Source organism: Kitasatospora sp. NBC_00374, from assembly GCF_041434935.1.
Lineage (GTDB): Bacteria > Actinomycetota > Actinomycetes > Streptomycetales > Streptomycetaceae > Kitasatospora.
In genome coordinates this window covers 4,595,556-4,609,835 of the sequence record NZ_CP107964.1, presented here as the reverse complement: position 1 = coordinate 4,609,835, position 14,280 = coordinate 4,595,556, and the positions used below count along the sequence as shown (strand labels likewise).

The following is a 14,280-nucleotide window of genomic DNA, read 5'->3' as shown; positions in this document are numbered from 1 at the left end:
GGCCGCTCAGCCCGTCTGCACGCCGGCCGTGGCGCCGGCGGTCTGCGGCGGGCTCGGCAGCCGGTCGAGGCTGAAGCCGAAGTGCGTCTTGTAGGCGGCCAGCACGGCCGCGTCGTCGGGGAGTTCCTCGTTGGAGCGTTCGCGGCCGGCCGCGAAGGAGAGCTGGTTGCCCTTGAGGGTGATCCGGCCGTCCTCGGTCCGCAGCGAGCAGAACACGTCCTGCAGGAAGGGTGACTCGGGCGAGGTGCGCCACCACCACAGGGTGGGGGCGAAGTCGTCGAGGCGGGTCGGGCGGTCGTCGAGGCGGTACAGCGGCTTGCCGTTCAGGTGGATGTCGACGCCGCCGCCGGGGGCGTCGTGCAGCTGGTACGCGCCGTCCGGGTCCTGCTGGACCTCACGGGAGTCGAGCAGCAGCGGGTGGCGGCTGTTGCGGCCGAAGCCGACGTCCACCAGCCAGTCCACGCCGTCGAGTTCGACCTTGAGGGCGAGGTGGCAGAGCGCGGGCCCGTACACCCCGCCCGGGCGGAAGACCCGGCCGGGGAGGATCTCGACCCGGTAGCCGAGCGCCTCCAGCAGGAAGGAGAAGGCCGGGTTGACCTCGTAGCAGCCGCCGCCGCGGTGCTGGCGGACGATCTTGTCGAGCACCCGCTCGTCCATGTGGATCTGCTCGTCGAGGTGGTAGCCGAGGTTCTCGAACGGGACCGACAGGACGTGCCGCTCCTGCAGGTGCCGCAAGCCGTCGAGGTCGGGCCGCTCGGGCCGCCGGGCGCCGATCCGGCGCAGGTAGTCGTCCACCAGGGTGTCGTCCATCACCGTCTCCTTGGGTCAGTGGGGGTCTTCGGGGTGCCGGGCAGCCTGCCGCGGGCGTGGCGCCCGCGGCGGCCGCTACCAGCGGAGCAGCGCCAGTCCCATCGCCATCCCGCCGCCGAATCCGGCCAGCAGGACGAGGTCGCCGGGGGCGAGCTCGCCGGCCCGGGCGGCCTGGTCGAGGGTGATCGGGACGGACGCCGAACCGGTGTTGCCGAATTCCTCGAATGTGGTGCAGGTCCGCTCGGAGGGGATGCCCAGTTCGGCCGAGAGGCTTTCCAGCATCCGGCCGTTGGCCTGGTGCGGGACGAAACGGGCCAGGGCTGCGGGCGTGGTCCCGGCGTCGGCGAGGAATTCGCGGACCGCGCCCGGGACGTTGTCGGCCACGAAGTCGCGGACGCCGCGGCCGTTCATGGTGAAGTAGTGCAGACCCCGCTCGACGGTCTCGTGCGAGGCCGGCAGGCGGCTGCCGCCGGCCGGCACCTCGATCAGTTCGCGGTCGGCGCCGAAACTGGCGAGCCGGGTGGCCGCCACCTCACCGCCGCGGGACGGACCGAGCACGACCGCGCCGGCGCCGTCGCCGAACAGGATCGCGGTCCGCCGGTCGGCCGGGTCGAGGATCCGGGAGTACACGTCCGCGCCGATCACCAGGGCGTACCGGCCGTCGGAGCCGCTCAGGATCCGCTCGGCCGTGGTCAGGGCGAAGACGAAGCCGCTGCACACCGCGTTGACGTCGAAGGCCGCGGTGCCGGGCAGGGCGCCCAGTTCGTCGGCGACCACACAGGCGGTGGGCGGCTGCGGGGAGTCGGGGGTCGAGGTGGCGACCACGATCAACGAGATGTCGGCGGCCCGCAGTCCGGCGCTCTCCAGCGCCGCGCGGGCGGCGATGACGGCGAGGTCCGACGTGGCCTCGTCCGGTTTGGCCCGGCGCCGGTTGCGAATTCCGGTCTTTCCGTGAATCCATTCACCGGTGACGCCGGCGGGTTCTCCGACCTCGTCATTGGTGATCACATGAGCCGGAAGGTACGAGCCGGTGCCCAGGACGGCGATCGCGGAAGATGACCGGTCCGGCGGGATTGTGCCCGTCGTGATCATTGTTCTTTTCCCCTCGTTTTCCTCGGGCTCATCCGTATCTGATCGTCCCGCGCGGGGAACTCCCGGAGCAAAGCCCTCGATCCGACCTTGTCAGGTAAATCGGCGGTGTCGTCCTCGGTGTCCGGAATTCGGTGCGCCGGCCCCCGCCGGCGGCGGAGGGCCGACGCACCGTCAGGCCAGGGCGAGCCCGAGCCCGGCCAGGGCGGCCACGCCGTTCGGCCCCGAAGTGGTGGCCTCCAGGTCGAAGACCAGCCGCTCGGTGGGCGGGTACCCGATCAGCTCGGCGGCCCGGGTGGACAGCGGCTGCCGCAAGGCGTCCTCGGACTCCCACAGCTGGACGGCGCCCCACCGGTCGTTCGCCCGGTCGGCGACCCACGCCTTCAGCAGCAGCCCCTCGAAACCCGCCCAGCGGTCCACCGCCTCGTCCCGCAGGAAGGCCCGCAGCGAGTCGATGCTCTGCCCGGAGCCGGCCAGGTCCCACCACGCGACGACGACCTTCACCGGGCCGCCACCGCGCCCGCCCCGAGCACGTCGGCGATCATCGCGCCGACGATCCGCACGCCGTCCTGGGTGAGCACCGACTCCGCGTGGAACTGCATGGTGGCGAAGTGCGGGCCGCGCAGCGCGTGCACCTCGCCGGTCTCCCGGTCCCGGCTGACCTCCACGGTGCCGACGCCGGGGGCGTCGAAGCGGTCGGCCGGGCTGAGGGCGGAGAAGGTGTTGTAGTAGCCCACCCGCTCGCGGGCGCCGAACAGGTCGATCTCCCGCTGCACGCCCTGGTTGGGCACCTCCCGGCGGCGCAGCCGGAGCCCGAGCGTCAGGCTGAGCACCTGGTGGCTGAGGCAGACCGCGAGGAACGGGCGGCGTTCGGCCAGCAGCCGCCGCACGGCGGCGTGCAGGTGGGCCACCTTGGGGTGGTCCAGATCGCCCGGGTCGCCCGGCCCCGGGCCCATCAGCACCAGGTCGTAGCCGTCGAAGTCGTACGGCTCGTCGAAGCGGCGCACCGTGACGTCCAGGCCGAGCGAGCGCAGCTGGTGGTCGCTCATGGAGGTGAAGGTGTCCTCGGCGTCGACCACCAGGACGCGGCGCCCGGCCAGTTCCGGGTGCGGGCGCTCGCGCTCCGCGTCGTCGGCCAGCCAGAAGCCGGCGATGGTGCCGTTGCGCTCCTTCAGGGCCGCCCGGACGCTGGGGTGGGAGCCGAACCGGGCCGGTCCGTCGGCCTCCAGGGCGGCGAGCAGTCCGGCGGCCTTCGCCCGGGTCTCGGCGACCTCGGAGAGCGGGTCGGAGTGGCGTACCAGGGTGGCCCCGACCCCGATCCGCACCCGTCCGCCGGCGTCGATGTCGGCGGTCCGGATCAGGATCGCGGAGTCCAGACTGCGCCCGCCCCGCTCGTCGCGGCCGATCAGCGCGGCGATGCCGCTGTAGTAGCCGCGGCCCTCGGGCTCGTACTTGTTGATCACCCGGGCGGCGCTCTCCAGCGGGCTGCCGGTCACCGTGGGGGCGAACAGCGTCTCGCGCAGGATCTCGCGCGGGTCGCGGTCGGTGCGGCCCTCGATGAAGTACTCGGTGTGGGCGAGCCGGGCCATCTCCTTGAGGTACGGGCCGACCACCCGGCCGCCGGTGTCGCAGATCCGGGCCATCATCTTGAGCTCTTCGTCGACCACCATGTAGAGCTCGTCGGCCTCCTTGCGGTCGGCCAGGAAGTCCATCACCTCCGGCAGGCTGGGGCCGGCCGGCGGGTACCGGTAGGTGCCGCTGATCGGGTTCATGACGGCGGTGCCGCCCTGCACGCTGATGTGCCGCTCGGGGCCGGCGCCGACCAGGGTCCGGTCGCCGGTGTGGACCAGGAAGGTCCAGTAGGCACCGGACTCGCGCTGCATCAACCGGCGGAAGAAGGCCAGCGCGGCGCCGGTGCCGTAGTCGGTGATGTCGGCGACGAAGTCGCGCTTGATGACGAAGTTGGCGCCCGCGCCCTGGCCGATCTCCTCGGCGATCACCCGGCGCACGGTCTCGGCGTACTCCTCGTCGCCGATGTCGAAGTGACCGCCGGTGAGCTGGATCCGGACGTCCGGGATCCGGGCCAGCGCCTCGGCGACGGGCACGGTCTCCTGTTCGGTGACGGACATCGCGATCAGCGGCGCCCCGTCGTCGGCGGCCTCGAACCGGCGCTCGGCGAGCTGCCGGTACGGGACCAGCACCAGCACCTCGTGCCGGCCGGCCGGCCCGTCCTCGGCGAGCGGGATGTCGGCCAGGGTCGGCGGCAGCGAGACCTCGCCGGTCAGCACGTCGATCGCGCCGGCCGTACCGGTCTCCGGCCGGTGCAGCAGGGCGAACGCGGGCGGCAGCTCCGCCAGCACCCGGCCCAGCAGGTCTCTCATGGCAGGATCTCCTTCGCGGTGAGGACGACGGCGCAGCGCTGGGCGGCGTACTCCAGCGCCATCCGGTGGTGCGCCTGGGAGAAGTCGGCGACGGCGTCGGCGACCAGGAAGGGCTGGATGTCGTTGGTGAAGGCCTCCACCGCCGTCATCAGCACGCCGACGTGTGCGTAGACACCGCAGATGACCAGCTGGTCACGGCCCTCGCGGCGCATCCGCTCCAGCAGGTCGGAGCGGAAGAACGCGCTGTAGCGCCACTTGGTGAGCACCCAGTCGTCGGGCCGGGGTGCCAGTGGGTCGACGATCAGCCGGTCGGCCGGGTCGACCCGCATGCCCGGGCCCCAGAAGTCGGCGAGCAGGCCGCGCTCCTCGGGTGACATGCCGCCGGGCTGCGCGGTGTAGGCGACGGGTACGCCGAGCGCGGCGAGGCGCTCGCGGACCAGGGTCGCGTTGCGGACCAGTTCGTCGCCCGGTCCCTCGGCCGGCAGCGGCTGGAGGAAGTACCGCTGCATGTCGTGCACCAGCAGGACCGCGCGGTCGGGGTCGACCGTCCAGTCGGCGATGTTGGCGGGCAGTTCGCCCGCGGTCGGCATCGGGTACGGCGTGACGGCGGGGATGCCCGCCCTCGGCCGCTCGGTCGTCGGGGTGAGAGTGCTGCTAGGCACCGAGACTCGCGCCTCCGTCCACGGTCAGGTCGTGCAGGGTGATGTGGCCCGCCTCGTCCGAGAGCAGGAAGACGACGGCGTTGGCGACGTCCGCGGGCGCGGCCAGCTTGCGCAGCGGGATTCCGACCCGGTACGCGTCGGGCCGGCCCTCGATGGTGTTGGTGCGCCCGGTGTCGTCCTGCCACATCGAGCTGAGCATCGGGGTGTCGGTCGATCCGGGGGCGACCAGGTTGCAGCGGATGCCGTGCCGGGCGACCTCCAGGCCGAGGCTCTTGGTGAAGAGCGTGGCCGCGGCCTTGGAGGCCGCGTAGGCGGCCATCTCGCTGCGGGGGGTGACGGCGGCGTTGGAGGCGACCGTGACGATCGCTCCCCGCCCCCGCGGCACCATCCGGTTGACCACGGCGCGGGAGGTGTGGAAGACCCCGTTCGCGTTGACCGCGAAGGTGGTCCGCCAGTCCTCGTCGCTGAAGGTGCGCACCTCGCCGAGGCGCAGCACACCGGCCGCGTTGACCAGGTACTCGATCGGGCCGAGCCGCTGTTCGATCTGCTCGACCACCGCCTCGACCGAGGCGGAGTCGGTGACGTCGGCGGGGCAGGCCTCGGCGTGGATGCCGTCGGCGGCCAGCTTCTCGACGAGCTCGGCGAGCCGGTCGGCGTCCCGGTCCACGGCGGCCACCAGGACGCCGCGTCGGCCCAGGGCCCGGGCGACGGCGGCGCCTATGCCGCCGGCCGCCCCGGTCACCAGGGCTACCTTGTTCTCCATGGGTCGGACCTCCCTACGTGCCGGTCCCGTCTCGCGGGCCGGCTGGTGTGGTTGGGGATGTCCGCGATCCGTCGTCAGCCCTGCCAGGCCAGGACCACGGACATGGCCTGGACCGGATTGAGCCGCGGGTCGCAGAAACTCGTGTACCTCTCGCCGACCCCGCCGACCGCGCCGGCGTCGGCGACGCACTCGGTGACGTCGTCCGGGGTGGTCTCCAGGTGCAGACCGCCGGCGATGCCGCCGCCGGCGAGGACGGACTGCTGGAAGCCCTCGACCTCGCGGACCACGGTCTCCAGCAGGCGGGTCTTCAGACCGCCGGGCGCGGTGACGGTGTTGCCGTGCATCGGGTCGGTGAGCCAGATGACCGGGTGTCCGGCCGCCCGGACGGCGCGGACCAGGGCGGGCAGGCGGTCGGTGACGGCCTGCGCGCCCATCCGGGCGATCAGGGTGAGCCGGCCGGGCTCCCGGTCGGGGTCGAGGATCTGGCACAGGGTCAGCAGCTCGTCGGCGGACATGCCCGGGCCGACCTTGCAGGCGACCGGGTTGACCACCCGGGCGAGCAGGGCGACGTGCGCCCCGTCCACCTGACGGGTGCGCTCGCCGATCCACGGGAAGTGTGTGGAGGCGAGCAGCAGGCTGCCGTTCTCGTCGCGCCGGACCATCGGCAGCTCGTAGTCGAGCAGCAGGGCCTCGTGGCTGGTCCACACCGGCGGGCAGATGGTGGAGCGCTGGGCGGGGTCGAGCCAGCCGAGGTGGCCCATGGCGCGGGCGGCGGCCCGGTAGCCGGCCAGCAGGCGCTTCGGGTCGGGCCTGCGGGCGCCCGGCACGGGCTCCGGCCCGTTGACCATGTGCCCGCGGTAGACCGGGAGTTCGAGACCGTCGACCAGCTCGGTGTGACTGGAGCGGGGCTTGCCGAACTGGCCGGCCATCCGGCCGACCCGGACCACCGGCTTGTAGGTGGCCATCTTGAGCACCCCGGCCAGGGTGTCCAGCAGCCCGGCCTTGCGGGCGACGTAGTCCTCGCCGCACTCCGCCGGGTCCTCGGCGCAGTCGCCGGCCTGCACCAGGTGTGCCTCGCCGTCGGCCACCTGTGCGAGCAGCGAGCGCAGTCTGCGGACGTCGTCGGCCTTGACCAGGGGCGGGCCGGCGGCCAGCGCCTGCTTCACCCGGTCGAGTTCGTCGCGGTCCTCCCAGAGCGGCTGCTGGAGTGCGGTACGGGCGGCGGTGAGTTCGTGCAGGTCGTCGTCCAACTCCCGCAGTGCGGGGTGTGAACCGATGTCGAGCAGTGCGTTGTCCACTGGTATCTCCATGGTGAGGTCGCAGGCACGGCGGATCCGCGCCGCCGGCCCGGGTGGTACCGGAACAGAACGGAGTGCGGGGCGTGGGGGGTCGAGGTGGTCGGCGCCCGCGGCGGTCAGGCGGTCTTGAGACCGCGGACGACGCCCGCGACCTCGGTGACCCGGCGCGCCTGGTAGGCGATCGCGGCGAGGTTCTCCTCGTGCACCTGGCCCGGCTTGTTGCGCGAGACCGCGCTGCTGCCGTACGGGTTGCCGTTGTTGGGCTGGAACAGCACCGGGTCGGTCGAACCGTTGGCGACGATCAGCGAACCCCAGTGGCAGAAGGCGTTGTGCAGCGCGAGGATGGTCGTCTCGTGGCCGCCGTGCGGGGCCGAGCCCGACGTGAACGCGGACACCGCCTTGTTGGCGAGACGGCCGGGGATGGACAGCGGCGCGGTGGTGTCGATGAACCTGATCACCGCGGGCGCCGGCAGCCCGAACCGGACCGGGGACCCGAACAGGATCCCGTCGGCCCAGTCGAGGTCGTCCAGGGTGGCCTCCGGGATGTCGCCGGTCGCCTCCCGCAGGCCGGCCGCGGCCTCCTCGGTGCCGGGCACGAATGTCTCCTCGGCGGGCCGGGGGATCCTCCGCAGACGTACCTCGGCGCCGGCCGCCTCGGCCGCCTCGGCGGCGGCCCGGGCCAGCCGGTGGACATTTCCGGTGGACGAGTAATAGATGACAGCGACGTTTGTCATGACCGGTGTACTCCCTGACGCGGGTGGCTGCTCGTTTTGCCGATCCTGTTCCGGCCCGGCGGAAGCGGCCAACGCCGTACGGGTCACTTCGTCAGGTGACCGATACTCCATCAGGTCGAACTGGAACTATCGGCCCCGGTTAGAACATGACAAGGAATTCCGAAGCCCACCAAGGGACGGCAAATGGCCGCTTATCCTCGACCCGGGAGTACCGCATTACGGGACTGCGGGACCGGACTGGGAGCAGTGATCCAGCCTTGAAAGAATTGCCGCTGGCACCAGCGAATCACGGCCATCTGAGGCAGCTGGTCGCGGAGGGCGTCTCGCCCTGGCTGGACGGCATCCACCGCGGGCTGCTGGCCTCCGGCGCCCTGACCCGGCTGGTCGACGAGACCGGAGTCCGCGGCGCGACCTCGGACCCGGCGGCGCTGGCCGACGCCCTCGTCCACGGCACCGCCTACCGGGACCAGCTGCTGCGGCTCGCCCACCACCGGGTCTCCGTGGACGGCGCACTGTGGGCCGCCTCGGTCCAGGACCTCCGGCTGGCCTGCGAGGAGCTGCGCGAGGTCTTCGAGTCGACGCACGGCTACGACGGGCTGGTGTCGATGGACCTCGACCCGCGGCTGGCCCACGACGCGGCGGCCACCGTCACCGAGGCCGCCGAGCTCGCCCGGGCCGTCGGCCGTCCGAACGCCCTGGTGAAGATCCCGGCCACCGCGGCCGGGCTCGCCGCCATCCGCGACTGCATCGGCCTGGGGATCGGCGTGCACGCCACCGAGATCTACTCGGTGGCCCGCTACACCCAGGTGGTGGACGCCTACTTCGACGGCCTGGAGATCGCCCACGCGGCCGACCGCCGGCTGGCCGTCATCGCCTCGGTGGCCTCGCTCCCGGTCGGCCGGGTCGACCACGAGGTGGACGGCCTGCTCGGCGAGCTCGGCAGCGAGGACGCCCGCTCCCTGCTCGGACAGGCCGCCCTCGCCGCGGCCCGGCTGCTGTACCGGGTCTACGAGGAGCACCTGGGCGGCGAGCGCTGGCGCACCCTGCGCGCCGCCGGGGCCCGCCCGCAGCGGCTGATGTGGACCGACACCACCGCGGCCGCCGGCCGGGTCGGCCCCGGCACCGGCTACGTGGAGTCCCTGGTCTCCTGGGGCACCGTGAACGCGATGTCCCCGAGCACCCTGGACCAGGCCGCCCGGCACAGCCGGCTGCGCGGCGACACCCTGATGGGCCAGCACGAGGCGGCCCAGAAGGTCCTGGACCGCCTCGGCCGGCTCGGCATCTCCTACGACGCGGTGGTCCGCAGGCTGGAGACCGAGAGCGTCCCCCGCCTGGTCGACTCCTGGCTGCTGCTGCGCACCTCGATCGCCGAGCAGCTGCGGATGGTCTCGGTCAGTGCACCGGCTCCACGGCTGTGTCCCGGCGCTCCACCCGGGACGGGCTCCGCTGCGCACCGCGATCGGTGAACTGACGTCCGGTCGGGAACTCCGTCCCGGCCAGCGCGACCATCGGGACCGCCTTCACCGCGGTCTCCAGGAACTCCCCCTCGGGGTCGGACAGCGCGATGACCGCCCCGCCGACGCCGTACCGGACCCGGCCCGGGGTGGCCACCACCGTGCGGATCACCACGCTCAGGTCGGCCGCGCCGTTCAGCGAGAAGTAGCCGATCGCCCCGGAGTAGACGCCGCGAGGGCCCTGCTCCAGCCGGTCGATGATCTGCATGGTCCGCCGCTTGGGCGCACCGGTCATCGAACCGGGCGGGAACGCGGCCCGCACACAGCTCACCGCACTCTCCCGCGGCCGCAGTTGCGCCTGCACCACGCTGACCAGCTGGTGCGCCTTGGCGTAGGACTCGACCGTGAACAGCTCGGTGGCCCGGACGGACCCGATCTCGGCGCACCGGCCGAGGTCGTTGCGGACCAGGTCCACGATCATCAGGTTCTCGGCCCGGTCCTTCTCGCTGCTCAGCAGCTCGGCGACCAGCTCCCGGTCCTCCCGGTGGGTGGCGCCCCGCGGCCTGGTCCCCTTGATCGGGCGGGACTCGGCCAGGCCGTCCCGGTCCACCCGCAGGAAGCGCTCCGGCGAGGTGGACAGCACGGCGAGGTCCCCGAAGGAGAGCAGCGCGGCGTACGGCGCCGGGCTGATCCGGCGCAGGTAGCGGTAGCCCTCCCAGGGGTCCAGCGGCCCGGCCGCCTCCAGCATGTTGGTCAGGCAGACCTCGTAGCTCTCGCCGGCGTCGATCTCCCGCAGGCAGGCGTCGACCAGGCCGAGGTAGGCCGGCCGGTCGTGGCGCGCCCGCAGCGGCCCGAAGGGCAGCGGCGGGCCGGCCAGGTGCAGCCGGCGACCCTCGGTGAGGGCCAGCCGTTCGCCGGCCAGGTCGAGCCAGGCCTGCGCCCGCGCCTCGTCGCCCTCCTCGGCGAGGGCCAGCAGGTGGCTGGTGCCGGTGGCGTGGTCGAGCACCAGGGCCCGGCCGCTGAAGGCGAGCACGGCGTCGGGGGTGTCCGAGCGGTGCGCCCGGTCGCCGCCGCACTCGGCCTTGAGCTCGTAGCCGAGGTAGCCGACCCAGCCCAGGGCGAACTCGCAGGGGAGGTCCGGCAGTTCGGTCCGCAGGCTGCGCAGGTCGCGGTCCAGCCAGTCCAGGAAGGGGCCGGCGACCACCTCGGTGCCGGTCGGCGAGTGGACGGTGACGGTGCCGTGCTCGACGTCGGCCACGGCCACCCGGCCCAGCGGCCCGGAGGCGTCGCCCATCACGGAGAAGCGGCCCGCGCCCTCGTCCGGCCTGCTGCTGTCCAGCCAGTAGGCGTAGGGGCCGCCGCGGAACAGGCGGTCGAAGGCCACCTCGTCGTCCCAGCGGGTGGGCAGGGTGCGGCTGAGCACCTTCAGCGCGCGGCGCGGCAGGAAGCGGTCGTCCGGGACGGGCAGTTCGCGCTCGGCCGGGCGCGGCGCCCGGCCGTGCCGGCGGTTGTGGTCGGCGGCCATCCGCAGGAAGTTGGCGAGCAGGCGGCGGCCGTCGTCGCCGCCGATCGACTCGGGGTGGAACTGCACGCCCCAGAGCGGCAGGTCACGGTGGCGCAGGCCCATCAGCACGCCGTCCGCGGTCCAGGCGGTGGCCTCCAGCAGCGGGGACAGTTGGTCCACGGTCAAGGAGTGGTAGCGGACGGCGTCCAGCGGTGAGGGCAGGCCCTCGAACAGGCCGGTGCCGTCGTGGGTGACCGGCGAGACCCGGCCGTGGAAGGGCTCCGGGGCGCGTTCGACCCGGCCGCCGTGCAGGGCGGCGATCCCCTGGTGGCCGAGGCAGACCCCGAGGGTGGGCAGTTCCCCCTTGGCCAGGATCTCCGCGCAGATCCCGAAGTCGGCCTCCCGCTCGGGGCTGCCGGGGCCGGGGGAGATGACCACGGCGTCGAAGCCGTCGAGCTGCTCGTAGCGCCAGGTCGGGTCGTCGTTGACCACCACGACGGGCTCCTGGCCGTTCACCTCGGCCAGGTAATGAAAGAGGTTGAATGTGAAGGAATCGTAATTGTCTATCAGCAGAGTGCGCACGCTCTTCCCAGACTTCACAGCCGCTCACGCTCCCGCTCGGCCGAGCGCGGACGCGGCACGACGATCTCGCGCTGCGGCGGGGCGGTGACCTCCAGCAGCATGTGCTCGACCTCGCACGCGCCCTCCTGGATCGTCATCGTGCGCACCATCCGCAGACCACGGCCCGACTGGCCGGCGAGTCTCAGCAGGCTGAGCACGTCGCCTCTGGTGCTGAAGTGCAGCAGGACCCGGCCGCCCGGGCGCAGCCGGTTCGGCGCCTCGGCCAGGAACCGGCGGTGCGCGGCGTAGCCGGGGTCGACGTAGGCCCGCTCGTGCATGTGCTCGTAGCGGTAACCCTCCGGAGCCATGACGTAGTTGGAGCTCCAGAAGATGGTGTCGAAGCGTTCCTCCGGGTCGAGCGCCTCGAACAGGTCGCTGTGCACCGCGCGGACCCGGCCGGCCATGTCGTGCCGGGCGGCGTTCAGTTCGGTGTTGCGCACCGCCGCCGGGTTGATGTCGGAGGCGACCACGCGCTCGCAGCCCGCCAGCGCCGCGGCCACCGCGATCACGCCGGCGCCGCAGCCGATCTCCAGCAGGGAGTCGATCCGGCCGCCGGGCAGCCCGCAGGACAGGCCGAGGAGATCCAGGGCGATCCCGGTGGACGGCGAGTCGGCCGGGGCGAACACCCCTTCCAGCAGGTCCCACTCGCGCTGGTGGAGCAGGAACGTCGAGCGCCCGTCCTGTCGCATCCGCGACATCCGGCTCCGCTCCAACGAGCGCCTGTAGTCCGTGACCTCCAGCATCAGCTTCCCCTCATAAGCTCACCGGCCGATTCCCGCCCCACTGCTCTCGGGCGACTCAAGCCTCACTCAAGGGGCACTGACAGCGAAAGGTGATCCGGCAACACACCGGGTGACGAATGGCGGTGGCCGGGGCACCAGTGGGCGCGCCACATACCCCCTCCCAACTTGACCCACGGTTGACGAAGAGCTCGGCCTGCACATACCTTCCGGTATGCGGGCCGTCACACTGAATGACCGCAATTGGGGGAGAGGTGGGGAGGATCGGTGTTGCAGGGGCGTACCGAGGCGGCCGCATTCAGCGTCCTCGAATACCTGGCCAGCGAGGCGCCGGCCCAGCAGTTCGAGGACCTGGTGGAGGAGGCCCGGCTACGGGGCACCACCGGTGAGGAGCTGGAGCGGCTCGAACGGCTGAAACAGCTGGGTCTGAGCATACGTTCCCAGTCCAGACGCCGTCAGCAGCGCGAGGCGGGCCTGTCCGCCCTGGTCGACACGGCCCGGGACCTCGCCATGCCCTACGACCTGGACACCCTGCTGAAGGTGATCACCCGTCGGGCCCGGCTGCTGCTCGGTGTCGACATGTCGTACATCAGCTTTCCCGACGCCCAGCAGGGCTACATCTACGTCCGCACCTCCGACGGCCACACCTCGACGCTCAGCGTGGGCCTGCGCCTGCCCGACGGCGCCGGCCTCGGCAGCAGCGTGCTGGCCAACCCCGCACCGTTCTGGACTCCTGACTACCTGTCGGACGAGCGGATCGCCCACAACCAGGCGATCGACGAGACCGTCCGCGCCGAGGGCCTGCACGCCATCATGGGTGTGCCGCTGAGCCACCGCAACCACCCGTTCGGGGTGCTCTACGTCGCCGACCGCAACGTGCGCCACTTCACCACCGACGAGATCGCCCTGATGAGCTCGCTCGGCGACCTGGCCGGCGTGGCGATCGAGAAGGCCCAGCTGCTCGACCAGACCAGCGCGACCGTCACCGACCTCGAACAGCACAGCACCGAGGCCGAGGTCGGACTCCGGCTGGCCACCGAACTGAGCGAGCTGCACACCCGGCTGATCGACCTGGCACTGAGCGGCGGCGATCCGCACTCGCTGACCCGCGAGGTCTGCAAGCGCCTCGGCGGCGCGATCCGGGTCTACGCGGCCGACGGCACCGTGCTCACCTCCGCCTCCGACATGCCGGAGCGCGACGAGAACTCCGTGGTCCTGGCCGCGATGGACGCGCACGCCTCGCGCGGACCGGTCAGGCTCGCCGACGGTACCTGGGCGGCACCGGTCAGCGCCGGCACCGTCGGCCTCGGCACCCTCTTCCTGCGCACCGACTCGCCGCTGGCCGACCGCGGCGAAGAGCTCACCCGGGTGGTGGCCCAGGCCGTCGCGATACCGCTGCTGCTGGAGAACAGCCGCACGGCGATCGCCGTGGGCCACGTCCGTGACGAGCTGCTGGACGAGCTGCTCGCCAACCCCCAGCGCCCGCCGCAGCAGCTGATGCTGCGCGCCCGCCGGCTGGGCATCGACCTGGGCAAGCCGCACGTCGTGGTGGTGGCCCGGCCGGAGGGCGAGGCGCAGGGCAAGGTCGCCACCTGGGCCTCGCTGTACGCCCACCGGATGAGCGGACTCAAGCGCGTCCAGGACGGTCTGGCCGTCCTGCTGCTGCCGGGCACCGACCCGAGCGCCGCCGCCCGCGCGGTGACGGAGGAGCTCACGCCGCTGCTCGGCCACCCGGTGACGGTGAGCGCGGCCGGCCCGGCCCTGGACCCGACCTCGGTCTTCCACGGCCACCAGGAGGCGCTGCGCTGCCTGGACGCGATGACCGCGCTCGGCGCCACCGGCCGTTCCGCCTCGGCCCGCGAGCTCGGCTTCTTCGGCGTGCTGCTGGCCGACAACCACGACGTCGACGGCTTCGTCGACTCCACCATCGGGCCCGTGCTGGACTACGACCAGCAGCGGTTCACCGAGCTCGCCCGGACCCTCAACGCGTACTTCGAGACCGGCAACAGCCCGACCTACGCCGCCCAGAGGCTGCACGTCCACACCAACACGGTGGCCCGCCGGCTGGAGCGGATCAGCGAGCTGCTCGGCCCCGACTGGCAGAAGCCGGAGCGGGCCTTCGAGATCCAGCTGGCCCTTCGGCTGTCCCGGATCCGGCAGGTCCTGCTGGACCGCCGCGAGGCCCCGGACGACACCGCGCCGGGGGAGCACCGGGCCTGAGCCC

Annotated in this window: 12 protein-coding genes; 2 read left to right on the top strand and 10 right to left on the bottom strand. The window is 72.7% G+C overall.

The window, feature by feature from the left end:
- Nucleotides 1-6: 6 nt before the first annotated feature.
- From OG871_RS20725 to OG871_RS20690, 8 genes are all read right to left on the bottom strand, one after another.
- Nucleotides 7-810, bottom strand: a complete 804-nt coding sequence (locus tag OG871_RS20725) for an arylamine N-acetyltransferase (protein ID WP_371498458.1) — start codon at nt 808-810, stop codon at nt 7-9.
- Between the two features lie 75 nt (nt 811-885).
- Nucleotides 886-1,902: a 3-oxoacyl-ACP synthase III family protein gene (locus OG871_RS20720; protein ID WP_371498457.1), complete on the bottom strand. Its 1,017-nt coding sequence runs from the start codon at nt 1,900-1,902 to the stop codon at nt 886-888.
- A 171-nt stretch (nt 1,903-2,073) separates the two neighbouring features.
- A complete protein-coding gene (locus OG871_RS20715) occupies nt 2,074-2,403 on the bottom strand; it encodes a hypothetical protein (RefSeq protein WP_371498456.1) in 330 nt (109 codons plus the stop codon).
- Nucleotides 2,400-4,280, bottom strand: a complete 1,881-nt coding sequence (locus OG871_RS20710) for an anthranilate synthase family protein (protein ID WP_371498455.1) — start codon at nt 4,278-4,280, stop codon at nt 2,400-2,402. The genes OG871_RS20715 and OG871_RS20710 overlap by 4 nt, the downstream gene beginning before the upstream one ends.
- Nucleotides 4,277-4,870 carry an isochorismatase family protein gene (locus tag OG871_RS20705; protein WP_371503368.1) on the bottom strand — a complete coding sequence of 198 codons (594 nt, stop codon included), beginning with the start codon at nt 4,868-4,870 and terminating at the stop codon, nt 4,277-4,279. Before OG871_RS20705 ends, OG871_RS20710 begins: the two co-directional genes overlap by 4 nt.
- A gap of 64 nt (nt 4,871-4,934) precedes the next feature.
- The gene (locus OG871_RS20700) at nt 4,935-5,705 is read right to left on the bottom strand and encodes a 2,3-dihydro-2,3-dihydroxybenzoate dehydrogenase (RefSeq protein WP_371498454.1); all 771 of its coding nucleotides are present in this window, start codon (nt 5,703-5,705) and stop codon (nt 4,935-4,937) included.
- A 74-nt stretch (nt 5,706-5,779) separates the two neighbouring features.
- Entirely contained in the window at nt 5,780-7,003 is a 1,224-nt protein-coding gene (locus tag OG871_RS20695; RefSeq protein ID WP_371498453.1) for a 3-deoxy-7-phosphoheptulonate synthase, read from the bottom strand.
- Nucleotides 7,004-7,119: 116 nt separating this feature from the next.
- On the bottom strand, nt 7,120-7,737 hold the full coding sequence (locus OG871_RS20690) for a flavodoxin family protein (RefSeq protein WP_371498452.1): 618 nt from the start codon (nt 7,735-7,737) through the stop codon (nt 7,120-7,122).
- A 266-nt stretch (nt 7,738-8,003) separates the two neighbouring features.
- On the opposite strand from OG871_RS20690, the gene tal reads away from it, so the two are divergent.
- Entirely contained in the window at nt 8,004-9,203 is a 1,200-nt protein-coding gene (tal, locus tag OG871_RS20685; protein WP_371498451.1) for a transaldolase, read from the top strand.
- On the opposite strand, the gene pabB is transcribed toward tal, so the two are convergent.
- The gene (gene pabB / locus OG871_RS20680) at nt 9,130-11,277 is read right to left on the bottom strand and encodes an aminodeoxychorismate synthase component I (RefSeq protein WP_371498450.1); all 2,148 of its coding nucleotides are present in this window, start codon (nt 11,275-11,277) and stop codon (nt 9,130-9,132) included. The genes tal and pabB overlap by 74 nt on opposite strands.
- A gap of 14 nt (nt 11,278-11,291) precedes the next feature.
- Complete coding sequence (locus OG871_RS20675) at nt 11,292-12,059, bottom strand: methyltransferase (protein ID WP_371498449.1); 768 nt, start codon at nt 12,057-12,059, stop codon at nt 11,292-11,294.
- Between the two features lie 264 nt (nt 12,060-12,323).
- Here OG871_RS20675 and OG871_RS20670 point away from each other — a divergent pair, with 264 nt between their 5' ends.
- Nucleotides 12,324-14,276 carry a helix-turn-helix domain-containing protein gene (locus tag OG871_RS20670; protein ID WP_371498448.1) on the top strand — a complete coding sequence of 651 codons (1,953 nt, stop codon included), beginning with the start codon at nt 12,324-12,326 and terminating at the stop codon, nt 14,274-14,276.
- Nucleotides 14,277-14,280 lie beyond the last annotated feature (4 nt).